Origin of the sequence: Deinococcus sp. Arct2-2, assembly GCF_004801315.1 — a bacterium.
Lineage (GTDB): Bacteria > Deinococcota > Deinococci > Deinococcales > Deinococcaceae > Deinococcus.
Map to the genome: position 1 here is coordinate 40698 of NZ_SSNW01000022.1, position 21684 is coordinate 62381.

Annotated in this window: 21 protein-coding genes and 2 pseudogenes; 3 read left to right on the forward strand and 20 right to left on the reverse strand. The window is 60.4% G+C overall.

Going from position 1 to position 21684, the window contains the following annotated elements:
- Nucleotides 1-199 precede the first annotated feature (199 nt).
- Nucleotides 200-718, reverse strand: a complete 519-nt coding sequence (locus E7T06_RS10985; protein ID WP_136365837.1) for a hypothetical protein — start codon at nucleotides 716-718, stop codon at nucleotides 200-202.
- Nucleotides 719-1003: 285 nt separating this feature from the next.
- On the opposite strand from E7T06_RS10985, the gene E7T06_RS10990 reads away from it, so the two are divergent.
- Nucleotides 1004-2374 carry an acyl-CoA dehydrogenase family protein gene (locus E7T06_RS10990; RefSeq protein WP_168733484.1) on the forward strand — a complete coding sequence of 457 codons (1371 nt, stop codon included), beginning with the start codon at nucleotides 1004-1006 and terminating at the stop codon, nucleotides 2372-2374.
- A 97-nt stretch (nucleotides 2375-2471) separates the two neighbouring features.
- On the opposite strand, the gene E7T06_RS10995 is transcribed toward E7T06_RS10990, so the two are convergent.
- From E7T06_RS10995 to E7T06_RS21225, 6 genes and pseudogenes are all read right to left on the reverse strand, one after another.
- Entirely contained in the window at nucleotides 2472-3926 is a 1455-nt protein-coding gene (locus E7T06_RS10995) for a PLP-dependent aminotransferase family protein (protein ID WP_136365838.1), read from the reverse strand.
- The gene (locus E7T06_RS11000; protein WP_136365839.1) at nucleotides 3923-4240 is read right to left on the reverse strand and encodes a hypothetical protein; all 318 of its coding nucleotides are present in this window, start codon (nucleotides 4238-4240) and stop codon (nucleotides 3923-3925) included. The genes E7T06_RS10995 and E7T06_RS11000 overlap by 4 nt, the downstream gene beginning before the upstream one ends.
- Before the next feature lie 46 nt (nucleotides 4241-4286).
- On the reverse strand, nucleotides 4287-4898 hold the full coding sequence (locus E7T06_RS11005; protein ID WP_136365840.1) for a class I SAM-dependent methyltransferase: 612 nt from the start codon (nucleotides 4896-4898) through the stop codon (nucleotides 4287-4289).
- Nucleotides 4899-5021: 123 nt separating this feature from the next.
- Nucleotides 5022-5378, reverse strand: a complete 357-nt coding sequence (locus tag E7T06_RS11010) for a hypothetical protein (protein ID WP_136365841.1) — start codon at nucleotides 5376-5378, stop codon at nucleotides 5022-5024.
- A gap of 23 nt (nucleotides 5379-5401) precedes the next feature.
- A pseudogene (locus tag E7T06_RS22210) lies at nucleotides 5402-6349 on the reverse strand (IS982 family transposase).
- An 87-nt stretch (nucleotides 6350-6436) separates the two neighbouring features.
- On the reverse strand, nucleotides 6437-6586 hold the full coding sequence (locus E7T06_RS21225; RefSeq protein WP_168733485.1) for a hypothetical protein: 150 nt from the start codon (nucleotides 6584-6586) through the stop codon (nucleotides 6437-6439).
- A 101-nt stretch (nucleotides 6587-6687) separates the two neighbouring features.
- On the opposite strand from E7T06_RS21225, the gene E7T06_RS21765 reads away from it, so the two are divergent.
- The gene (locus E7T06_RS21765) at nucleotides 6688-7284 is read left to right on the forward strand and encodes a hypothetical protein (protein WP_240740986.1); all 597 of its coding nucleotides are present in this window, start codon (nucleotides 6688-6690) and stop codon (nucleotides 7282-7284) included.
- An 8-nt stretch (nucleotides 7285-7292) separates the two neighbouring features.
- Here E7T06_RS21765 and leuB read toward each other — a convergent pair whose 3' ends face one another.
- The 5 genes from leuB to E7T06_RS11045 all read right to left on the reverse strand — a co-directional run bounded on the left by leuB (nucleotide 7293) and on the right by E7T06_RS11045 (nucleotide 12340).
- Nucleotides 7293-8348, reverse strand: a complete 1056-nt coding sequence (leuB, locus tag E7T06_RS11025; RefSeq protein ID WP_136365843.1) for a 3-isopropylmalate dehydrogenase — start codon at nucleotides 8346-8348, stop codon at nucleotides 7293-7295.
- Nucleotides 8341-8919 carry a 3-isopropylmalate dehydratase small subunit gene (locus E7T06_RS11030; RefSeq protein WP_136365844.1) on the reverse strand — a complete coding sequence of 193 codons (579 nt, stop codon included), beginning with the start codon at nucleotides 8917-8919 and terminating at the stop codon, nucleotides 8341-8343. The genes leuB and E7T06_RS11030 overlap by 8 nt, the downstream gene beginning before the upstream one ends.
- Nucleotides 8920-9150: 231 nt before the next feature.
- Nucleotides 9151-10419 (reverse strand): hypothetical protein, encoded by a 1269-nt coding sequence (locus E7T06_RS11035; protein ID WP_136365845.1) that lies wholly within the window; start codon nucleotides 10417-10419, stop codon nucleotides 9151-9153.
- 3 nt (nucleotides 10420-10422) lie between these two features.
- A complete protein-coding gene (locus E7T06_RS11040) occupies nucleotides 10423-11037 on the reverse strand; it encodes a LysE family transporter (protein ID WP_136365846.1) in 615 nt (204 codons plus the stop codon).
- 13 nt (nucleotides 11038-11050) lie between these two features.
- A complete protein-coding gene (locus E7T06_RS11045; protein WP_136365847.1) occupies nucleotides 11051-12340 on the reverse strand; it encodes a 3-isopropylmalate dehydratase large subunit in 1290 nt (429 codons plus the stop codon).
- 327 nt (nucleotides 12341-12667) lie between these two features.
- Here E7T06_RS11045 and E7T06_RS11050 point away from each other — a divergent pair, with 327 nt between their 5' ends.
- Nucleotides 12668-15619 carry a hypothetical protein gene (locus E7T06_RS11050; protein WP_136365848.1) on the forward strand — a complete coding sequence of 984 codons (2952 nt, stop codon included), beginning with the start codon at nucleotides 12668-12670 and terminating at the stop codon, nucleotides 15617-15619.
- A 58-nt stretch (nucleotides 15620-15677) separates the two neighbouring features.
- On the opposite strand, the gene E7T06_RS11055 is transcribed toward E7T06_RS11050, so the two are convergent.
- The 8 genes and pseudogenes from E7T06_RS11055 to E7T06_RS11090 all read right to left on the reverse strand — a co-directional run.
- Entirely contained in the window at nucleotides 15678-16547 is an 870-nt protein-coding gene (locus E7T06_RS11055) for an MBL fold metallo-hydrolase (RefSeq protein ID WP_136365849.1), read from the reverse strand.
- A 118-nt stretch (nucleotides 16548-16665) separates the two neighbouring features.
- Complete coding sequence (trpA, locus tag E7T06_RS11060; protein WP_136365850.1) at nucleotides 16666-17499, reverse strand: tryptophan synthase subunit alpha; 834 nt, start codon at nucleotides 17497-17499, stop codon at nucleotides 16666-16668.
- A complete protein-coding gene (trpB, locus tag E7T06_RS11065; protein WP_136365851.1) occupies nucleotides 17496-18803 on the reverse strand; it encodes a tryptophan synthase subunit beta in 1308 nt (435 codons plus the stop codon). Before trpB ends, trpA begins: the two co-directional genes overlap by 4 nt.
- A gap of 88 nt (nucleotides 18804-18891) precedes the next feature.
- A complete protein-coding gene (gene gluQRS, locus E7T06_RS11070) occupies nucleotides 18892-19782 on the reverse strand; it encodes a tRNA glutamyl-Q(34) synthetase GluQRS (RefSeq protein WP_136365852.1) in 891 nt (296 codons plus the stop codon).
- 19 nt (nucleotides 19783-19801) lie between these two features.
- A complete protein-coding gene (locus E7T06_RS11075; RefSeq protein ID WP_136365853.1) occupies nucleotides 19802-20317 on the reverse strand; it encodes a hypothetical protein in 516 nt (171 codons plus the stop codon).
- Nucleotides 20318-20331: 14 nt separating this feature from the next.
- Nucleotides 20332-20604: a hypothetical protein gene (locus E7T06_RS11080; RefSeq protein ID WP_168733486.1), complete on the reverse strand. Its 273-nt coding sequence runs from the start codon at nucleotides 20602-20604 to the stop codon at nucleotides 20332-20334.
- A 28-nt stretch (nucleotides 20605-20632) separates the two neighbouring features.
- Complete coding sequence (locus E7T06_RS11085) at nucleotides 20633-21259, reverse strand: ParA family protein (RefSeq protein WP_136365854.1); 627 nt, start codon at nucleotides 21257-21259, stop codon at nucleotides 20633-20635.
- A gap of 168 nt (nucleotides 21260-21427) precedes the next feature.
- Nucleotides 21428-21684 (reverse strand): annotated as a pseudogene (locus tag E7T06_RS11090) (hypothetical protein); the annotation flags it as partial.

Below are 21684 nucleotides of genomic sequence, written 5' to 3' on the forward strand. Positions count from 1 at the left end.
TGTGCTATTCAAAACGGCCATGAGAATTATGTGCTCAATCGTTCAGCGTAGAGCAAAATGACGTTGAGGCGCTTGTAGAGCTAGAATGTCGGAACTGGGCCAAAATGTAAAGGCGGTTGCTTACGCACCGTGTCGGATGCCTCACACCCCTCAGACCCCCCCAATTGGGGGCAGTGGCACCATCTGTCGGGGGTAAGAGTCACGCCAGTCCACAGGCCCGTTGAAGCAGCAGATGCAGTTCGTCGCGGCCCAAGCGGCGAGGCACGAGGGCCAACTGTGCGGGCAAGGTACTAAGGCCCGGAATGGTGGGCAAATAGCGGAACTCTGGGCGGGCGATCAGGTCGCGGTTGGCGGTCAGGGCCACCACGAAATGCAGTTGCAGTTCAAAGTGAGCGTTCAGTTCGGCCCGCAGCGGATCGGCGTCGCCCGACAGCAGGGCCAGCAGCGCCGGATGGGTTTCGAAGCCGTCTTCGAGTTGGCTCAGCAAGCGGGCGGTATCGAGAAAGAGAGCCGCTCCCGGCAACGCATACCCAACGATTCGGCGGCGGCACAAGTCAGGCGAATCGCCGCGCACCACGCTGATTTCCCGGCCTGCTCGAAGCGCACCGCCCAGCAATCCCCACAGGCGGCCCAAGCTGGAGTAGCGGGCCAATTCCACGTATCCGGCGGGTTTGGCAGGCAGCGGGCGAGTGGGCCGGTCTGCGGCAGGCAGCGTCATCGGGCCGCCGTCAACAGCATAGGGAAGTTGTCCTTCCGGGCAACGTCGTTCAGCGTTTCTCGAACGGCTCTGAGCGGCCTAATTTTGGGCTGTAGGCCATACATCATGACACCAAAAAGTATTTCGGAGATTGCTTCAACCAGAGGCGATTTGAGGAACATAACCCATGCTAGAGGCGCGTGCTTCACTCCTCTGCTGGTCTCTAAAGGATGGATAAACAGCCGCGCCGCCCAATCGCGGGAAATAAAACTTTGTACCGAGTACAAAATGTGTCACACTGTGGTCATGACCTCTCCTGCCAAGGATGCGACAGCCCCTAACCCTATGGATTTGCTGGCCCAGATCGACCTTCAGGCGTTGGGAAAACTGAGCGGACGCGTAGACCTACCCGCCCTATTGAACGCCGCCTCGCGCATGAGCGACAGCCAACTGAAGGGCTTGACGCGCATGCTGGCGGGCGACACGGGCAAAAAGGCTGCACTGCCCACTGCTGACGGCGACTTTTACGGCCTGATGGACACCCTGACGGACGCTGAGCGCGAAGTAGCCGCCCAGACCAAAGCGTTTATGCACACGCACGTCGCGCCGATCATGAACGAGTACTGGAGCCGCGACGAGTTCCCCAAACATCTGATTCCTGAACTGAAAAAGCTGGATTTGCTGCGCCGAATCTGGAACGAGGACGGCACGCGCAAGCCCAATGCTACGGTGATCGAGGGCCTCGTGACGCTGGAAGCCTGCAAAGTGGACGTGAGCACCGCTGTATTTTTCGGCGTGCATGCGGGCCTTGCCTTTGCCTCCATCGCGCTGGGCGGCAGCGCCGAGCAAAAAGCCGAGTGGCTGCCCAAAATGATGGATTTCGAGGCCATCGGCGCGTTTGGTCTGACCGAACCGGAAGGCGGTTCTCAGGTAAGCCAAGGCATGCGCACCACCTGCAAACGCGACGGAGACGGCTGGATTTTGAACGGCGAGAAGAAGTGGATCGGCAACTCCACCTTTAGTGACCTGACCGTGATCTGGGCACGCGATGAGGACACGCAGGAAGTGCGCGGCTTTATCGTGCGGGCCGGAACGCCGGGCTTCAGCGTGAAGAAGATTGAAGGCAAAATCGCCCTTCGAATCGTAGAGAACGGGCATATCACCCTAGAAAATTGCCGGATTGAGGAACGTGACCGCCTGCAAGCCGTGCAGGGCTGGCGCACCACCGCCGACGTGCTGAAGCTGACCCGCGCGGGCGTGGCGTGGCAGGGCGTGGGCTGCGCGATGGGCGCTTACGAACTGGCCCTGACCTACAGCCAAACTCGCAAACAGTTCGGCAAACGCATCGGCGAATTCCAACTGATTCAGAATCACCTCGTGCATATGTTGGGCAACGTGACCAGCATGTTTACGCTGTGCCTGCGCCTGTCCTATATGGCCGACCGGGGCGAGATGAACGACGAACACGCCGCGCTTGCCAAGGTGTTTACCGCCGCCCGCTGCCGCGAAACGGTGGCTTTTGCCCGCGAAACCTTTGGCGGCAACGGTATCTTGCTGGAGCACGGCGTCGCCAAGCACTTTGCCGACACCGAAGCGATTTACAGCTATGAAGGCACAAACGAAATTAATACGCTGGTGGTAGGACGGGCGATTACGGGCCTCAGTGCATTTGTTTGAGAGCAGGATATGAAGTGTAGGCAGTGGGTTGCAAGCCGAAATGACGGCTGAACGTGGATTGTGGAAACGGCGAAAAGCCCAGACCACGATCCACGTTCTACCTTCTGCTCTCCCCCATCCGCCGCACCCCGTCCCGAATCGCTTCCGGCGACAAATGGGCATAGCCGAGCAGCACGGCAGGCGGGCGTTGCTGAACGGCCAGCGGCGCAGCGGGCGTGAGGGCCACATCGGCGCGGCGGGCGAGGGCCAGTGCGCCTGCTTCGGTCAGGTGAGGCGGCAGCGTGACATGCACGTGCAGGCCAGCGCGGGCGGGGGTGGGGTTCCAGCCGGGAAGATGGGCCGCCAACGCGTCTAGCAGGGTGTCGTGGCGGTGGCGAATATTTTGGCGGGCGCGGCGCAGGTGGCGGGCGTAGGCTCCAGAAGACAGGATGTCGGCCAGTGCGAGGGCGTCCAGCACGCCGGGAGCGCGGTCTGTGAGGGGGCGGGTTCCGGCCAGCACACGCACCACATCGGGCGGGGCCACCAGATAACCGCTACGGGTCACTGGGGCAAGGCTTTTGCTGAAGCTGCCCAATAGCAACACGCGGTCAGGTGCGAGGCCCTGCATCACGGCGGGGGGCCGCGCCGTGTGGTGCAGGTCGGCGGCGTAATCGTCTTCCAGAATAAAGGCTCCGCAGGCCCGCGCCCACGCGATGACCGCTTGACTTCGGGCGGCAGGGAGGGCAGCGGTGGTGGGGTACTGACAGCCGGGGGTCACGTACAGCAGCGTGGCATGCGCGGGCAACCCAGCCGGATCAATTCCCTGCTCATCAACGGGCACGGGCAGCAGCGTGGCTCCGGTGGCGGCGAGTGCGGCCCGCGCTCCCGGATAGGTGGGGTCTTCGGTGGCGGCCACCCGGCCAACTTCTAGAAACACGCGGGCGAGGGCGTCCAGTGCCCATTGCGTCCCGCCTGTCAGCATCAGCATGTCGGGCGTGACCCGTGCGCCGCGTTCGGCATTCAGGTAGGCGGCAAGGGCGCGGCGGGTTTCCAGCGGCCCCAATTCACTCAAACCCGGCTCATTCAAACCCGGTTCTTGCAGTGCATCTGAAGGCAAGCCCAATTGACCCGAACTGGCCTGCCCCGCCCGCCGTGCCAAAGCCAACGCCCACGCACCCGCCGGGTACAAGTCGGGGACAGGTTGGCCCACGCGAAAATCTACCGCGTACACGCCCCCAGCATCGGTGATTCGGCCAGCAAGGGCGCGCGTGGCCCACGCGCTCAGCGGCAACGGGGACTGCACGGCAGGAGCCACAGCAGGAGCGGGCGGCACGGCCACACGGGTTCCAGATCGCTCGCCCGCACTCACGTATCCTTCGGCCCCAAGCTGCGCCAGCGCGTCTACCAACGTATTGCGCGAGACGCCCAACTGTGCGGCCAGAGCGCGGTGTCCGGGCAGCCGTGCGTCCTGCACCAATACGCCGCGCTGCACGGCGTCGCGCAAGGTACGGGCCACGCGGGCATGCAGCACTTCACCGGGCAGGGGGGGCAGCAACTCGGGAATGAGGGTCAAGCCCGCTCAAATTCCCGCGTCAGCCACGCCACTTGGCCGCCTTCTGCCGTAAGCGCCTGCCCCGCCACCTCTAAAAAGCGTTCGCGTGCGGCCTCGGCTTCGGCCTGCGTAACGCTGTGCGCGGCGGGATCGGCCAGCAAGGAACGAATCAGCGGAAACACGGGCGTATCGGCATGAATTGTGCCGCCTACGGTCACATCGGCCCGCCACTTCAGCAGATAATCCAGCGCATACGGCCCCGGCTCCAGCACGCAGCCACCGGGATACGGAATGCGCTTGGGGGCGGGGAAAACAACGGAAGCGGCTTGGGTCATGGGGATAGGATGCACCCAGAAGGGCGGGGCCGCAAGCGCAGTTGCTTCAATCCGTCCACCCCACGATCAGCGCGAGTTCCAGCCATTTCCAGACCACATCGGCGTGGGCAAAGCCAGATTCGCGCAGCCACGCCACCTGATCCCACGCGGGCGCAAGCTGGTTGCTGGGGTCTTCTTTGCCGCCCATGAGGTCTAGAAAGCGGGCATGTTCGCGGTCATCCACGCTGGCGACATGTTCCAAGTTCAGCAGGATGCCGCCGGGATTCAGCAGGCCGCGCAACTCAGCGTACAGCTCGCGCTTTCTGGCATCGGGCAAATGGTGGATGGCAAAGCCGCTGATGATGGCGTCGAACGTGCCCAGCGGGGGCAAGGGTTGGCTCAGGTCATGCGCTACGTACTCCACCGGAGCGAGCCAACTGCGGGCACGGGCAGCTTCCAGCATGGCCGGAGAATGATCGAGCAGCACGCCTTCTGCCTCCGGAAAGCGGGTGTGGGCCAGTGCCAGCAATCGGCCATCGCCGCAGCCGACATCTAGCACCCGGCGCGTGTGGGCGGGCAGGAAATCTAGGAGCAACCGCTCGCCTACATCGCGCTGAGGAATAACGTCTTGCATGGCGAGGTAAGCGGCGGCATAAGCAGTATCACGGTATTCGGTCATAGTCTTTCTCCTCAAGCTTACCTTCACTGATAAATGACTGTTAAGCAAGTAGTCCTACATTGCATAGAGAGCGGGTAACGGAATTGTATAGATACTGTTGAAACGCACTTATACGGATTCCGATTAATTCTGACACACAGGCCACCAGTGGAAGAGGGTGTGTTGGGTGATGAGGTCAGGTTGAGTTTCGAGCCACGCACACTGCTGCCCGACAACAGTTTCCAAAGCGGCGAGGCTCTCCGGACAGGTATTAGCGAGGGTGGCATCGGTGAGCTGCCAGATGCGTTCGACGGGTTGCCGTTCTGGGGCGTAGGGGGGGAGGCGCACAATCTCGATGCCTTGGGGCTGTCCCTGCGGAGCAGGGACATGAAAGCCACCATTGTCTTCGACGACCAGGACGTGATTCTCTTGGCTCGCCCCACCACTCTGAGCAAAGGCGGCCATGACCAGCCCATAGGCCTGCTGATTGAGCGTTGGCATGATCCAGAAGACGTGAGTTCGGGTTAAGCCACGAGCTTCAAGGGGCCTGCTTGCGGGATGAGCGAGGGCTTCTTGGGCTGACGGGAATAGGCAATCAGTCCACACACAAGGTTGATCATGAAATTGACGGGGCTGCGGTGACGGGAAGGCTCGATCTGACTGATATTTTTCAGTTGATCAATGACGAACTCGATGATGGCTCTCTTCCTCAGGAAGAGAGCGTCTTCGCTCAGGACGGGGACAGCGCACTTCATGTTCTTGCGGAGCCGGGTGTGTAACGCCACCTGGTGCTCATTCAGGAGTTCGGTGACCAGTGCCTGGGAGATATACCCGCGATCTGCGAACAGCTTCCCAAACAGGGAAAACAGGTCGTGTTGGCCACACTCGCGCAGAGCGACGCGATCATCTCCATTGCCTGGTGTGAGGCCCACCCAGAGCAGCTCACCCGTGTCGCTGCAGATCAAGTGCAGCTTGAAGCCGTAGAACCAGCCCATGGAGGTCTTGCCTCAGGCGGCGTCCTCTTTGAACACCCGATGGGTGGTCATCCGCTTGAGCCGACAGACTTCCAACGTGGTGGAGTCAACGAAAGAAATCCCGGTACACGCACCGAAGCTGCGATAGAGATACATCACCAGATGCAGCAGTGCCCGTGGCATCAACTCCACGAAACGAGAAGAGGTCGGCGCTTTTGGAAAGTCTATTTGTCCATGTTGCAGGATGTCTGTCGTGTAGTACGCCTTGAACTGGCGATAGCTCGACGGATGGAAGGCGATGAGGATTGTCATGATTTCGCTGAGATGGAGTCCAGTGGGACGATTGCGGATCGGGCGGGCGTACAGGGCCTGCTCCGGGAGAGCAGGTCTGGTGAGCGACACTTGAACTGGTGGGAGAGCTTGGCAGAAGTCGTCGACGTCGCAAAACAATTCAAGTATGGTCATAGTGGCTCCTGAGTAGGTGTGCAAACCAATCATCTCAGTGAGCCTCAACTCTTGCCAATTTTTCGTCTTTTAGCGTAATGAAAAGCGATATTACGCCAATAGGCTTAACCCGAACTCACGTCAGAAGCGACTTTCGCCGGTTTCTGGGTTGACAAAGGCGTACACGTAGAGCCATTCGTAGCGGGGGTGAACCGGGCAAATGAACGGCTGCCCGGTGGGTGCCCACGCGGTTCGAAGGATGGGCTTGAGGCCCAGACGATGTTCGTCCATCGCCCACAGCGAGACCCGAGGAAGGAGACGCTCCGCCGTGCGGAGCGTCTCCCCTAGCTCTTTGTTGTAAACGCTTCTTTCGCTGCCGGATCGCCTTTCACATGCTGTGGGCGGGGTTTTTGTGGGGAAAAACCAGCGGCACGCATGAATTCATAGGTGCGGCCCAGATACACCTCTTTGCCAAACTGCTCTTTAATCCACTCTTGAAGCCGCTTGCCTTCCCACACGACACCCTGCTCAACATCTGCGTGCAACTGAGCTGCAAGCACTTGCTGCTCATCAGCGGTCAAGACGCGTGGCGCACCCCGATTGTCCCGCCGTCCATCTTGCAAGCCCTTCAGACCCAAGCGGTGGTATCGGTCAATCACGTAGCGAGCCGAGCGCACCCCATATGTGGTGATGTCCATGACATCACCTTCACTTCGACCTTCCGCCAGCAGCGCGAAGAATTGCGCCCGTCGTCGCTCCACCGCACAAGTACTCGCGCGGTAAATCGCCCAGAACTCGTCAGCCTGATGCTGAAACTGAATCGGAGAATAGAACTTGTTGATTCTCCCAGTCTGGCATCTTTATTCGGAGTCCGTATTATAGGGTTTGAAAAAGGCAACAAACAAGTAGGGGCGAAAGCCTACGTCTTCGCCCCTTTTGAATTTTCTTTCTTATTCGACGCTAGGATTAACCAACACTGGGATAACTGACGCTCTGCTTAGCCGACGCTGGGGCTGCCCATCGCGTTCAGTACGGCGCGGGTGAAGGTTTTGGTGTCGGCCTTGCCGCCCAGATCGGGTGTGGGATGCTCGCGGAGAGCGAGGGCTACGGCGCGGTCAATCTGGTTGGCGGCGTCGCTGCGCTTGAGGCCGTGCCGCAGCAACATTCCGGCGCTCATGATGGCGGCGGCGGGGTTGGCAATGCCCTTTCCGGCAATGTCGGGGGCGCTGCCGTGAATCGGCTCGAACAGGCCCGCGCCGTCGCCTAGGCTGGCGCTGGGCATCAGGCCGAGGCTGCCGGGAATCACAGCGGCGAGGTCAGACAGGATGTCACCAAACAGGTTTTCGGTGACGATCACGTCGTAGCGGCTGGGGTCGGATACGATCAGCATGGCGACGCTGTCCACATATTCGTGGTTCAGGTGGATGTTACGGTAATCGCGGTCACGCAGGGCGGTCACATCGCGCCGCCACAATTCGCTGACTTCCAGCACATTGGCTTTGTCTACGCTGGTCACGCGGCCCCGGCGCTGTTCGGCGGCCCAGAACGCCACTTTCGCCACGCGCTCCACTTCGGCAGTGGTGTAGCGCATGGTGTTGTAGGCGGTGTCGCCCTCAATTTTGCGGTCTTGGTCGAAGTACACGCCGCCCAACAGTTCGCGCACGATCAGAATGTCCACGCCCCGCGCCAATTCAGGCTTGAGTGGACTCAGATGCTCCAGCCCCGGCTGCACGCGCACGGGCCGCAAGTTGGCGTAGCAGCCCAACAGTTTCCGCAGCGCCAGCAGGCCACTTTCGGGGCGCATAGGGCGGGGCAGCAGGTTCCACGGGCTGTTGTGTGCGCCGCCCACCGTTCCAAGCAACACTGCGTCGGCGTCGGCCAGCGCGTCACGGGTGATTTGGGGCAGCGGGTCGCCGTATTGGTCGTAGGCTCCACCCCCAATCGCGTGTTCCTCAAAGGTCACATCGGGGGCCACTTCGCGCAGCACTTCTACGGCGGCAGCGGTGACTTCGGGGCCGATGCCGTCGCCGGGCAAGATCACAACTTTAGGCACGGTGGGCCTCCTGTTCGGCAACTTGGCCGGGGTGTCCGTGTCCCGCTTCGGTGCTGGCCGCGTTCAACGTCTCGGCTTCCAGCGCGGCTTGATCGTGGTCGCGCATGTATTCCAGCCAGCCGCCCGCTTTTTGCACGTCCAGCGCAAACTGCGCTACCGGCACGAAAGTCAGCTTCTGACCGGTGCGGAGGTTGGCAATCGTGCCGCCCACCAAATCCAAATCGGCCTCGTCGCCGTCCTGAAAGGCTTCCACGATTCCGGCACATTCCAGCGCCAAAAAGCCGTTGTTGATGGAGTTGCGGTAATAGATGCGGGCAAAGTTGGGGGCAATGACGGCCCCGATGCCTGCGCCACGCAAGGCCCAGACCGCGTGTTCCCGGCTGGAACCGCAGCCGAAATCCGCGCCCGCCACGATGATGTCGCCCGGCTGCACCCGCGCCGCAAAGGTCTTGTCGTAATCCTCCATCGCGTAGGGGGCCAGTTCGGCCTCTACGTCGGTGGTCAGGTGGCGGGCCGGAATAATCTCGTCGGTGTTGATGTGGTCGCGTCCGAAGACATGAACTTTGGGCATGGGGGTTCCTTTTTGGGTGGGATTGGGGATGAGGGGTGGAGGAAGTCTAAGGGTCTGAGGGGCGAGGGTCTAAGGTGCTGAGGCTGGGGCGTTGGAAGGTGGCAAGGCAATCGCTTTGCTCACTCACCCCCTCCCCAACCCTCCCCCCTCAAGGGAGAGGGAGCAAAACCAGTTAAAAGCCGTTTCTTAGTCCCTTAAACCCTAGACCCTTAGACCGCCGCGAACGCCAACCTAGTTCAGAGGCCGAACCGCACTCAACTCAGCGGGCAATTCTTCGGCGTACAGGTCGTGCCAAGTCTCCCCGTCAAAGGTCAGTTCGGATTCTATAAACGCCTGCGCCAACGGGTCAGCGTCGGTCAGAGCATCTACAGGAATATCGAGGCGCACGGCAGTCGGCACAGGCAGAGTTTCCACTTCGTTCAGGTCGGGGTACTCGTCGGCAAAGAGTTCGAGGAGCAAATTTTCTGTCCAGTCGGCCCAGCGTTCGGGGTGGCCCGCGCCTGTGGCCTGCACCAAGTCGGCGCGAATCCGGTCTGCTTGGTCAGCGGGCACGTCGTCCTCTGCCCATTCCACGCGGCCATCGGCAAACACGGTCACGGTCACGGTTTCTACGTCCAAAAACTGGCTGAGTTCGGGGGGCAGGGAGTCGCCCAGCGGCGCGGCGTCGGGGTCATAGGTGATCCACTCTTCGCCGTCGGGCGAGTAGCCAGAGCCTGCGGGGTCTATGTGCAGTTCCAACCCGCCCACTTGGGCAAACGGCGTGCCAATCGGCGAAAGCAGCAGCGCAGGCTCCCGCAACTCGAACAGGCTGCGCTTCAGCACGGGCGCGGTGGGTTCGTCTTCGTCCACCTGTTCGGCGTGCAAATCGGCCCACTCCTCAGGGGTTTGGCCGTGCCACTCACTCGCTATTTCTTCCAGCACTTCCAGCCATTCCTCCGGCGGTTCGGGGTCAATGGTCACGCGGCCCTGCTGCCCATCTTCGCCCTGTGCCTGCTCTATGCGGAAGGTGCTGACCACTTTGCCCAGCCCGCCCGACGCCGGATGCTGCATCAGGAAATTCAGCGCCCGGCGGGGATCGGTGTTGGCCGGAAACGACTCCCAGCGCACGCCATCGGCAGAATGCGTTTGCTGGCGCAGGTGCAGCACGCCGCCTTCCAGCGGAATGTGGGTGTAGGTGTTGGCGTCTTCGGGTACAGCGGTTCCCAGTGCCAGTTCGCCCACAAAGCGGCGGTGCGGCGGCACGGGAATAGCCTGCACATCCTCGGCGGTTTCCAGCAGTCGCTCGGGGCGGCCCGCCATCACATACGACGTGCGGTAGGCGCTGTCCCACAGCGGCCCGGTGGGTTGCGTTTGGCGCAGGGCATCCACGATCATGACTTGCAGCGCGGCTTCCTGCGGCCCCCGGTTCAGGGTCACGTTGCCGCTGGTGTCCATATCGGCCTCGAAGGGATGCACGGTGGGCATCAGGCCCAATTGTTTGCGGCGTTTAGCGTCTCCCATAAGTTAGTCCTTTGACGCCAGCAGCAGCGTCCCAAATCCAGCCATCAACATGCCTACCACCCGGTCAAGGGTTCGCTTGGCCCTCATATAGCCCGCTTGCAAAGGCGCAGTGGACATGCCCAAAGCCACCAACACAAACCACAACATGCTCAAGCTCAAAATAACAGCGAACACACCTAGCCGGAGGCCCACCGAACTGTGGGCTGGCATGACGCTAGAAAACACGCTGCCAAAAAAGATGGCGGCTTTAGGGTTGGCAAGGTTGGTGAGCAGGCCGGAGCGGTAGGCTTTCCAGTCGCCCAGCGGCGTGATTATCGGAGAATGTCGAGCGGTTGGCCCAAAGCTGGAGCGCCACAGGTTGTAAGCCATATACAGCAAATACACTCCGCCTGCCACCCGAATCACGCCGTGAATCCACGCGAAATTTTGGAACAAGACGCCGATGCCCAGCAAAGCCAACAGCGCCCACGCCGCGATACCTGTCACGACGCCTGCCCCTGCGAATAAAGCTGCCCGCCGCGAACGGGCCACCGCCATTTGACTCACCAGCAGCACGTCTGGCCCCGGCACCACCAACACCACAATATGCAGCAAAGCCACTGTCAATAGCGTATCCATCAGCGGGCGTCCATCAGTCTGCCGCGTTGCTGCCGTCGGCGTTGTAGGCGCGGGGATCGGCAATGAATCCGGCGACGGCACTGGCGGCCACCGTTGCAGGGCTGGCCAAATAAATCTGCGCGGTAGGATCGCCCATTCGGCCTACGAAGTTGCGGTTGGTAGAGCTGATGCATACATCGTCTGGCCCCAGAACGCCGGAATGCATGCCGAGGCACGCGCCGCAACTGGGGTAGCTGACGCTTGCGCCCGCGTCCACGAAAATTTCCATCAGGCCTTCTTGCGCGGCCTGTTTCCAGATGGCCTGCGTGGCCGGAACCACGATCATCTGCACGCCTTCGGCCACTTTGCGGCCCTTGAGGATGCGGGCCACATCGCGCAGGTCGCCAATGCGCCCGTTGGTGCAACTGCCCACGTAGGCATGAGTGACAGCAATCTTGTCAACGCCCGCTACGCGCCCGTTGCTGGGAATGTGGGGATAGGCGACGGTGGGTTCGACTTTGCTGGCGTCGATGTCGATCACGACTTTGTAGTTGGCGTCGGGGTCGGAGGTGTATTCGGTGTAGCTGCCGGGTTCTATGCCGCGTGCCGAGAGGTAGGCGCGGGTGGTGTCGTCCACAGCCACGATGCCGGTTTTGCCGCCTGCCTCAATCGCCATGTTGGTCAGCGTAAAGCGGCCTTCCATGTCCAGTCGGTCAATGGTGTCGCCTACCCATTCCATCACCATGTAGTTCGCACCGTCGGCCCCAATTCGCTTGATGACTTCCAGCACGATGTCTTTAGGGGTTACGCCGGGTTGAATGTCGCCGGTCACGCGGATCAGCATGGTTTCGGGAATCTTGAACCACACACGGCCCGCGTAGATGGCCCCGGCCAAGTCAGTACTGCCCACGCCTGTAGCAAACATGCCCAGTGCGCCCGCGTTGCAGGTATGAGAATCGCCGCTGACCAGCGTTTGCCCCGGCTTCACCAGCCCGGTGTTTTCCAGCACTACATGGGCGATACCGCCGCGCCCCACGTCATAAAAGTGTTCGATGCCCTTTTCTTTGACCCACGACTTGAGCTTTTGGTACATCTTGGCGGCCTTGATATTCATGGCGGGGACGCTGTGATCGGGAATAGCGACAATCTTGCTGGGGTCGAAGACTTTATCCATGCCGCGCTCTTCCAGCATCCGCAGGGCGGCGGGCGTCGTGATCTCGTGGCAAAGCACCCAGTCGGTGGTGCATTCGGTCAGTTGCCCCGGTACGACGTGTGCGTGTCCACTGTGAGCCGCCAAAATCTTTTCCGAAATCGTCATTCCCATATGTATTCCCCCAGTTGGTGTTTTCTGACTCTACACAAGCACAAAAGACCCCCGGAACGGTGAGGTTTCCGGGGGCTACAGGTGAACGCAAGGGCCAGCGCTCAACGCCCCCAGCGAAGAAGAAGCCCCAGATGGGCGGCCCCGTTCATCGTTAGTGCGCTCGGCATAGCCAGAGTGTACCGCCGCGCCGGGATCGGAGCAAGGCAGGTGGGATAGACGGCTTGGGCCACAGTCCTTCTGCTCTGTCTGACGACGCCTTAATCCTTGTTAAGAAGCCTCAATCTTGCACACGCCCTCCTCATGCACACGTTAGAATCCTGAGCGTATATGAAGATTCTTAAAAACTTTAAATTGTCGGGCGCGATGCTCGGCCTAACCGTTTTGCTGACCGCTTGCCCCGGCGACATCACACCAACCCCCACGTTTGACCTCAAGGTTGCTTTGGCTGGCGTGTCTTCTGCGCCTGTTACGGTCACCAACACGACTACTGGCGCAGAACTGTTTAAGGGCACGCTGGACGCTAGCAAGACTTTTGCAGGCTTGACGGCCAACGACGTGCTGAAGGTGGAAGGCGGCAACGTTGCTGGCTACACCACACCCGTTGCCCAGACCGTTACGTTGGATGCCAGCAAAACGGTGACGCTGACGTATGCCAAGCCCACGCCTGCCCCAAATTATGACCTGACGGTCAACCTGAGCGGCGTGTCTAGTGCGCCTGTCACTGTGACTAACACGGCCACCAACGCAGAAGTCTTCAAGGGAACATTGAACGCCAGCAAGACTTTTACGGGCCTTCCCGCCAATAGTGTTCTGAAGGTGGAAGGCGGTGCAGTGGACGGTTACATCACGCCCGCTGCCCAGACCATCACACTGGATGCCAACAAAACAGTGGGCCTGACCTACACCAAGCCCGCGCCAGCACCGACTTTTGATCTGACGGTCAACCTTGGCGGCATACCGAGCGCACCCGTAACGGTCACCAACACGGCCACCAACGCAGAAGTCTTCAAGGGAACACTCGACGCCAGCAAAACCTTTACGGGCCTTGCCGCAAACAGTGTCCTGAAGGTTGAAGGCGGTGCAGTTGCCGATTTTGCAGCCCCCGCTGCTCAAACAGTGACGCTGGATGCCAGCAAATCTGTATCGCTGACCTACACGGCATTGGCGGGTACGGCATTGGACGCGGCAAGAGTCAAGGGCACGATTCCGGGCTGGACTGCTGGCACAGGCAAAATTGCATTTGAGCTTTCTAATGGGCGGACAACTGTTGACGGCAACCCGGCTGACATTTCTGCCGGTGGCACGTTGAAGGCGACATTGCCAACGCCTGTTTCCCTTGCCCCCTTTTTGGACAGATGTACCCTCAGCGCCGGAACAACAGGGAGTGACTTTCGGTCAGAATTTGCTCGTCCCATTGCCCTCAACTCGGCAGGCAGCGTGTTGGGAGAAATCACAGAAACGACAAGCATTGGAATTCCCGTCACACGGGTTTACGCTCAAACTGCAACCACCCTGAAGGGTACCGCCTTTTGTGGCAGCGCTCGGATCGATCTCGATTTCACAGTCAATGTGGGCTGGAATGCTTTGAGCATCGTCCGAACTGAGAGCGGGAGCACGACGCTCTTCACCATCAGAAACATTCCCAGCGATGCAAGAATTCAACTGGGATTTGTAGCCGAGAAACCCTCTATATTTTTAAACCCTACAGATTACAGCGAAATCATCTTACGGGCAGGCACCTCGGTAACGCGGCAAATTACCTTGACTCCTAGGGGGGCTGTCTCAGGAATCATCGACCTCAGCACCAGCCTACCGGGCGTCAAAGTTACGCCCGCAACCATCAATCTGGGTGGCACCAATGCACTCTCAGCCCAATCCACCGAGGGTCTTGGCCTCATCCTGCAGGCAGTCAGGCCACAGGCATTGACCACTACCGTCACTTTTAGCCTCACGGAGCAGGCGACAGATTATTCCGGGCCGCTGGCATTAATTGCTTCTCAGGGGGGAACTGAGCTGGGCAGAACGCAATTGCCCGCCATCATTCGTCTTCCTTCTGTCAATGTTTATGTAGCCAATTTTATGAGTGGTGTGGATGCTTATCAGGGGGGCACTGCGTCCATATCTGTCAACGTCAGCCCGCAAGAAGGATTTAGTGGCAATGTAACGCTTAGCCTTACTGATTTGCCTGCAGGAGTAACGGCCTCTCCTGTAACAGTCAACGTCAGTGCCAATGCAACCACCACTGTGGCTATTCCTATGCAGGTTGCGGCTGACGCCCCATTAGGCACAACTCAGGTCAAAGTAACAGGCGATAAAGTTCCTGTTAACAACAATGGTATGCCCAACGTGTTCCAGTTGTCGATCAAGCCTGCCCGGACTTCATTGGGTATCTTGTCTTATAACACTCTTGCCCCGGCAAGTAATGGAGTTTGGGTCATCAGTGGTTATAACTATGCTAACGGCGGATTTCAGGCCACTTTGCGCCGGATTGCTAATGGGCAAAATGTGAAAGAGGTGACATTGGGCGATGTTTCCAACTTCTTGTTGGCAATACCGGGTGGAGATGTCTACGCTATAGGAACCGACTTCCGTAACAACAACATTATTTACCGTGTCAAGGATGACGGCACCTCTAGCGCTCTAACGACAACGACTACCGCAGGCATGAGCAATGGTGTGGTGGACGATCAGGGACGAATCTGGTTTGTCGCCACTTTGGACGGTAGCACCGGCGCGTCCACTTACGGACTGTTTCAATGGAATCCAGTTACAGGGGCACGAACTTTGGTAGACGGCAGCCGGACTTACACCCCCAATAATCGGCTCGTCGTCAGTAACAACGGACTGTATGTCTTGTACGGGCCTGAGTACAACGGCACCCCGATCCTTATCAATACCTCCACGTCAGCTACCAGTCCTGTTGCCAATCCTTCAGGCAACAGCATTGGCAGCGCAGCAGTTTCCAATACCGGGCAAGTCTGGTACTCCAGCAATGGTGGTCTCACTCGCATCAACAGCGACGGCACAGCAACGACGTTTACCGTGAGTGGCGGTTCTGTCTCGCGGATCACCGGCTTTGATCAGAACAACGCCAACACCTTATGGGCCACTGGGTACAACAGCATTATCAAAGTAGATGCTGTATCCGGCACCACAAGTCTGATTCCTACTGACAGTATCGAGAGGAGTGTTGTCAATACCAAGGGTGGGGTGTCAATCCTCGCCAGCGGACGTCCTAAGAGTGGCGGCTTAGAGTACTTCTTAAGCGTCCTCCCTTAAATCTGATCTTTTTCTAAAAGAACGCCCCGCCTACTCAATCGGCGGGGCGTTCCTGTCTCTACTCTGCCGCCACCAATTCAAATCCACCCTTCTTACCCTCCACCAACTTTGCAAAAGCCACATCTGGGTCATGCGGCGTGCAGATCAGTGCGCCTGCCTCGTACCACTGGGGCAGATACTTGCGCTTGTGTTCCAGCGTGGTTACGGGGTACAGGTCATAGCCCGTGATGTACGGATACGGCGCGTGGGCCAACGTGGGCAGCATGTCGGCGGTGTACACGAGGGTTTGGCCGCCGCTGCGGAGAACTACCGCCTGTTGCCCCAAGTTATGCCCCGGCACTGGCAGCACGCTCAGGCCCGGCAGAAGCTCTTGCTCGCCGTCTACAGCATCGAACAAGCCCGCGTCTAAAATGGGCCGAAAGGTTTCGGGGATGTAGCTGGCGCGGTTACGTTCATGAGTATGGGTGGCCTCCTGCAACTCGGCGGCCTGCACCACGTAGCGGGCGTTGGGAAAAGTTGGATCGCCCAGCAATGTGGTATTGCGTCCGGCATGGTCAAAATGCAGGTGCGTATTGATGACGGTGTGGATATCGTCGGGAGTGAGGCCCACTTCTTCTAGCCCACGAAACACTGTCTCATCACGGTCTAGGCCATAGATCGTTTCAAACTTTTCGTCGCCGCCGTCCCAAAATCCAGTTTCGACGAGCGTATTGTGCCCGTTTAGGCGAATCAGCAGCGGGTTGATTCTCAGGCGAATGCGGTTGAGATGATCGGCGGGGGCGCGGCGTTCCCACAAGACTTTAGGCACATTGCCGAACATCGCGCCGCCGTCCAGCCCGAATTGGCCATCGGTGAGCGAGTACACGTCAGCTTCACCAACGCGGCGATGTTGAGTCCAAGTGGAGCGGGCAGAACTGGGGAGAGACATAGCTATAGGGTAAGTGGTGAGTGGGCGGTGGTGAGTGGGAAACCCGCAACCAAAGCTGTCGCTCCGGCTTCCCCCCTCGTTTCCCACCGATCACTCACCACTCATGGTTTCAAGTCCCTTACAGCTTCTTGCACCCTTCGGCAATTTCCGCCGCCAACGCCCCCACATCCTGCCCGTCTCGCACGGCATTGATAAAGGCACTGCCCACCACCACGCCGTCGGCTTGTTGGGCCACTTGCGAGGCGGTGGCCGCATCCTTCACGCCGAAGCCCACGGCAATCGGCACATGGGCAAATTGGCGGGCGAGGGCGAGCATGGCGGGGACTTCGCCGAGCGCCGCGCCTTCTCGGGTTCCAGTGACGCCCGTCACGCTGACCGCGTACAGGAATCCGGTGCAGGCTTCGGCCACGAGGCGCACGCGGGCCGGGGTACTGGTGGGCGCGATCAGGAACGTGACTGCGAGACCGTATTCTTCAGCCAGCGCCGCAATTTCTATGTCTTGGTCAGGCGGCAGGTCGGGCAAGATCAGGCCATCTACGCCCGCCTCCTGCGCCAGCCGCATAAATTCACGCGGGCCGACGGCGTAGATGGGATTGACGTAAGTCATGATGACGATGGGTTTGTCGTGCCGCACGCGCAAATCGGCCACCAGTTGCAGGGTGCGCCGGGTACTGGTGCCGCCGTCCAGCGCCTTTTCACTGGCCCGCTGGATGGTGGGGCCGTCTCCGAGCGGGTCGGAATAGGGAATGCCCACTTCCAGCAGATCAGCACGTTCCAATAGGGCGTCGGCCACAGCCGGAAACTCGGCGGCGCTGGGGTATCCGGCGGTCATGAACGGGATGAAAGCGGCGCGGCCCTGTGCCTGAGCCGCAGCAAAAGCGGCGTGAATGCGGGCCGCGCCACGCGCTTTATCGGTGGTGGGAGCCGTGTTTGGGAGAGTCGGGACGCTCACGCGATGACCTCAACTTTTTCAGCAACAGCAACGTGCTGATCATGTTTTTGGGTATCTAGCTTCTTCTCCAGATCAAGCAGGCGCATCACTTCAGATACATCCTTGTCGCCGCGCCCGCTGAGGTTCACCACGATAATTCCATCGGGGCCAAGCTCGCGGGCCAGTTCGACGGCGTGATAGATGGCGTGGGCGCTCTCTAGCGCGGGCAAAATCCCCTCTAGGCGGGTGAGCAGACTCAGGGCTTCCAGCGCCTGCGCGTCAGTTACAGGCACGTATTCGGCCAGCCCGGTTTCGGAGTAAAAGCAGTGTTCCGGCCCGATGCCGGGGTAGTCCAGCCCCGCGCTGATGGAGTGAGGCGGCACGATCTGGCCTTCGTCATCGTTCAGCAAGTACATCAGAGAGCCGTGCAGTACGCCCACGCGCCCGCCTGCCACCGACGCGGCGTGCTTGCCCGTATCCACACCTTCTCCAGCGGCCTCCGTGCCAATTAGGCGGGGGCGCTGATCGGCGGGAAGGTAGGCATACGGCGCAAAAATGCCGATGGCATTGCTGCCGCCGCCCACGCATGCCACGATTGCATCGGGAGCTTGGCGGCCTTCCAGCGCCTCAAGCTGCACTTTGGTTTCCTCACCGATAATGCTCTGGAAATCGCGCACCATTGCGGGGTAAGGGTGCGGCCCCACCACGCTGCCCAAGATGTAAAAGGTATCCCGGACGTTCGTCACCCAGTCGCGGATGGCCTCGTTGGTGGCGTCCTTCAGAGTCTTGGTGCCGCTGGTGACTTCGCGCACTTCTGCACCCAAGAGTTTCATGCGGAAGACATTCAGCTCTTGGCGGCGAATGTCTTCCGCGCCCATGTACACCACGCAGTCTAGGCCCAACAGGGCGGCGGCGGTGGCGCTGGCGACGCCGTGTTGCCCCGCACCCGTTTCGGCCACCACGCGCTTTTTGCCCATTCTCACGGCCAGAAGGCCCTGTGCCAAGCAGTTGTTGATTTTGTGTGCGCCCGTGTAATTAAAATCCTCGCGCTTGAGGTAAATCTTGGCCCCGCCCGCGTAATCGGTGAGGCGCTGCGCCAGATACAGCGGGCTGGGACGGCCCACAAATTCACGCAGCAACCGGTCAAGTTCGTTCAGGAAACTGGGGTCTTTTTTGGCGTTCCGGTAAGCGTCTTCAAGTTCGTCCAGCGCCGGAATCAGCGTTTCAGGCACGTAGCGGCCACCGAAGCGGCCAAAGCGCCCACGCGGGTCGGGCTGCGGATACTCGGGCAGCAAGAGCGTCAGATCAGAGAGCTTGAGGGTCATAGCAAAATGCTAACTCCGCAGCCCTAACGCCCGTTCGGGAAACTTAGACAACTGGTCTAGATTGGGGGTACTTGATGGGGGGGGTAGGCTACGGCGAAAGCTCGCTCAATTTTTGTCGCCACAGCAAGAGAAGCTCGTCTAGCACAACCTCTGGCGGTAACGGCTGGGGCCAAAAGCCCTCTCCGAACGAATGGGCCAAGGCCGACAGCACCCTCCCTGCATCGTCTCCCCTTTCACGCAGCGCCATCACCGCCGGTGCGCCCCCGCGTTTGGCGAGGCGTTCTCCGGCGTAGTCGATCATCAGGGGCACATGCAAGTAGCGGGGCTCGGGATACCCCAACGCCTGCTGAAGCGCCAGTTGCCGGGGCGTGGCCGTCCACAGGTCTACGCCGCGCAACACATCGGTCACGTTCATGGCCGCGTCATCTACCACCACCGCCAGATGATAGGCAAACACGCCGTCGTTGCGCCTCAGCACGATGTCTCCGACTTCGGTGGGCAACTGCTGGCAGAGGGTTTGACCTGTCAGGAAGTCGGCGGCGCATACCGTTTCATCCTGAACCTTCCAGCGCAGGGCGGCGGGGCGCGAAAGGTCAGACGGCTTCTGATTGTTGCGGCAAGTGCCCGGATAGACTGGCTCTACAGCATGTGGAGCGCCCGCGCTGTCCTGAATGGCAGCCTCGATTTCGCGGCGGGTGCAGGTGCAGCGGTAAGTGTCCAGCCGCGCCATGGCCTCCGCGTACAAGTCCAGCCGCTCGGATTGCAAATATTCCTCATCCCAGTCGAGGCCCAACCATTCCAGATCACGCCGAGTCGTATCGTATGCCCAACTGCGTACCCGGCTCCCATCCAAATCCTCAAAGCGCAGGATGTGGCGGCCCGCCAACGCACGCGAATGGAGCCACGCCAGCAGCGCGGTGCGGGCATTGCCGAGGTGCATTCCACCCGTTGGACTTGGGGCGTAGCGGCCAACAGTCATCGGGGTAGGGTAGCGCAGATCACGGCTTCAACAAGTCCTTCCAGAGCGCCAACAGTATGCCAAAGAGAGCGGTCATCACGGCAACTACCATCAGCAGGCGGCCCAGCGGATCGGCCCAGTTCAGGTGGCCGCAGCCCGGTGTCAGGCACGCGCCCAGCAGTTGCCACCAATCGTGGGTGTCTGGGTCGCCCGTAATCAGGTCAAGGTTGCGCGTGGGCGCGTCCCGCACGTAGGCCGCCACGCCTGCCCAAGATTGCGCCAGCCAGAGGCACAGCACGCCCGCCGCATAGAGTTCGTCGCGCCGCCAAAAATGCCCGACGCATATGGCAGGCACCAACACTTGAAACAGGCTTCCGCCCAGCAGCATCAGCGTGGTTCCCGCCCACGCCAGCAGCACATGTCCTGCCTCGTGAAAGACCAGATTTACCAGTTCGAGAGGATGACCGGTGAGGGGGCGCAAAATTCCCGGCGTGACGAACGCAACCGCCACGATCAGCCCCAGCAACCGCAGCAGCCGGGCTTGCGCGGCGCTCATCCGGTCACGGCCAATTACGCCCGCTCGCGCAGCCAGCGCAACAGCAGGTCTTCGACTAGCTCGCTGACGCTCTCGCCGCCGCCGCGCTTTACTTCGCGCCACACGGCCCGCACCGTTTCTTTGCGGACATACACGGCTTCGACTCGTTCGGCAGTTTCACCCTTGCGCCGTCCATCGGGTTCGGGGGCAATGGCGGTGGCTTTGTCCTTCTTAGAGGACTTGTCGGCTTTCTTCTTGGCCTTGCCTGCCCCCTTGCCTGCTTCCTTCAGATAGTCGAAGCGGGCCATTATTCGGCTCCCCAGCGGGCAGCAACGCTCATAGCACCTCGCGGGAAAGGGCCAGCATGTCTTCCCATGCAGTGTCGGCACGGGGATCGCGCACGTCGCGGGCCAGCGTACCCAGTTCGGCGGCCCGCACGTAGGCGGCGTAGGCCCGCACCAACGTGTTGCACACAGTTGCCCCGGCTTCGCGCAAGTCCTCGCGGGCTTCTTCTCCGGCGCGGCCCACAGGCGGCACGCGGGTCAGCACCACACGCGATTTACGGGCCGCATCGGCGTCGCCCTGAAGGAAATCCATCAGTTCCAGCGTGGCTTCCAGTTCCAGCGCCGAAGTTCCGCTGGGCACCAAAATCAAGTCGGCGCGGTCTGCGAGTTGGCGCAGTTCCTTGCGTTTGGGACGGCCTTCCGTATCTATAACCACCACATCCAGCGCGGCCAGTTTCTTGGGTTTCACGTCGTCGGCTTCGTACACGGCAAACGGCAGACCTACGCCGCCCAGTTTCACACCACGCACAGCCCAGCGGGCGCTGCTGCCTACGCGGGGGTCTTCGTCGATCAGGGCCACATTCAATCCACGTTCGGCCAACGCTCCGGCCAGATGCACGGCCAGCGTGCTTTTGCCCACGCCGCCTTTTTCACTTGTGACGGCTAACACTTTTGGCATGCGGCTAGCGTATCAGAGGGCATGGAAGGTTGCGTCAGGCGGGTTGGGGGTGGGTATTTCCGGCTTGGTAGGTAACCCCCCGTTGCTGGCGAGAGGCTGAGTTGTTGGGTGAACCCCCCGTTGCTTTGCAACGCCCCCCCTTAGCTCGACTTTGGCCATTGAGGAGCATCAGGCGGCGTAGCAGAGCGCGTCTGTGAGGGGCTCGATGAACTCAAGTGGGACTTGAACCATTTCGCGTCCTGGTGAAGATGTGCGAAAAGTCGGAATCTTCCACAAGGCTCGCCGAACCTCGGCGAGCGCGTCGACGAAGGTGGGCAGGGTCTTGTTGTACCAGGCGGCATGACGAACCCAAGGTTCATGGCTTTGCCAGCGTTCGTGGGCCATGAGCGTCACCAGTGAGAACAGCCCCAGCAACGCTGGGGTTG

What these genes read in the sequence shown, in the direction of transcription:
- E7T06_RS10985 (WP_136365837.1), bottom strand. Translation starts at nt 718, where the DNA reads ATGACGCTGCCTGCCGCAGACCGGCCCACTCGCCCGCTGCCTGCCAAA.
- E7T06_RS10990 (WP_168733484.1), top strand. Translation starts at nt 1,004, where the DNA reads ATGACCTCTCCTGCCAAGGATGCGACAGCCCCTAACCCTATGGATTTG.
- E7T06_RS11000 (WP_136365839.1), bottom strand. Translation starts at nt 4,240, where the DNA reads ATGACCCAAGCCGCTTCCGTTGTTTTCCCCGCCCCCAAGCGCATTCCG.
- E7T06_RS11005 (WP_136365840.1), bottom strand. Translation starts at nt 4,898, where the DNA reads ATGACCGAATACCGTGATACTGCTTATGCCGCCGCTTACCTCGCCATG.
- E7T06_RS11010 (WP_136365841.1), bottom strand. Translation starts at nt 5,378, where the DNA reads ATGCCAACGCTCAATCAGCAGGCCTATGGGCTGGTCATGGCCGCCTTT.
- E7T06_RS21225 (WP_168733485.1), bottom strand. Translation starts at nt 6,586, where the DNA reads ATGGACGAACATCGTCTGGGCCTCAAGCCCATCCTTCGAACCGCGTGG.
- E7T06_RS21765 (WP_240740986.1), top strand. Translation starts at nt 6,688, where the DNA reads ATGCTGTGGGCGGGGTTTTTGTGGGGAAAAACCAGCGGCACGCATGAA.
- E7T06_RS11030 (WP_136365844.1), bottom strand. Translation starts at nt 8,919, where the DNA reads ATGCCCAAAGTTCATGTCTTCGGACGCGACCACATCAACACCGACGAG.
- E7T06_RS11035 (WP_136365845.1), bottom strand. Translation starts at nt 10,419, where the DNA reads ATGGGAGACGCTAAACGCCGCAAACAATTGGGCCTGATGCCCACCGTG.
- E7T06_RS11040 (WP_136365846.1), bottom strand. Translation starts at nt 11,037, where the DNA reads ATGGATACGCTATTGACAGTGGCTTTGCTGCATATTGTGGTGTTGGTG.
- E7T06_RS11045 (WP_136365847.1), bottom strand. Translation starts at nt 12,340, where the DNA reads ATGGGAATGACGATTTCGGAAAAGATTTTGGCGGCTCACAGTGGACAC.
- E7T06_RS11050 (WP_136365848.1), top strand. Translation starts at nt 12,668, where the DNA reads ATGAAGATTCTTAAAAACTTTAAATTGTCGGGCGCGATGCTCGGCCTA.
- E7T06_RS11055 (WP_136365849.1), bottom strand. Translation starts at nt 16,547, where the DNA reads ATGTCTCTCCCCAGTTCTGCCCGCTCCACTTGGACTCAACATCGCCGC.
- trpB (WP_136365851.1), bottom strand. Translation starts at nt 18,803, where the DNA reads ATGACCCTCAAGCTCTCTGATCTGACGCTCTTGCTGCCCGAGTATCCG.
- gluQRS (WP_136365852.1), bottom strand. Translation starts at nt 19,782, where the DNA reads ATGACTGTTGGCCGCTACGCCCCAAGTCCAACGGGTGGAATGCACCTC.
- E7T06_RS11075 (WP_136365853.1), bottom strand. Translation starts at nt 20,317, where the DNA reads ATGAGCGCCGCGCAAGCCCGGCTGCTGCGGTTGCTGGGGCTGATCGTG.
- E7T06_RS11080 (WP_168733486.1), bottom strand. Translation starts at nt 20,604, where the DNA reads ATGGCCCGCTTCGACTATCTGAAGGAAGCAGGCAAGGGGGCAGGCAAG.
- E7T06_RS11085 (WP_136365854.1), bottom strand. Translation starts at nt 21,259, where the DNA reads ATGCCAAAAGTGTTAGCCGTCACAAGTGAAAAAGGCGGCGTGGGCAAA.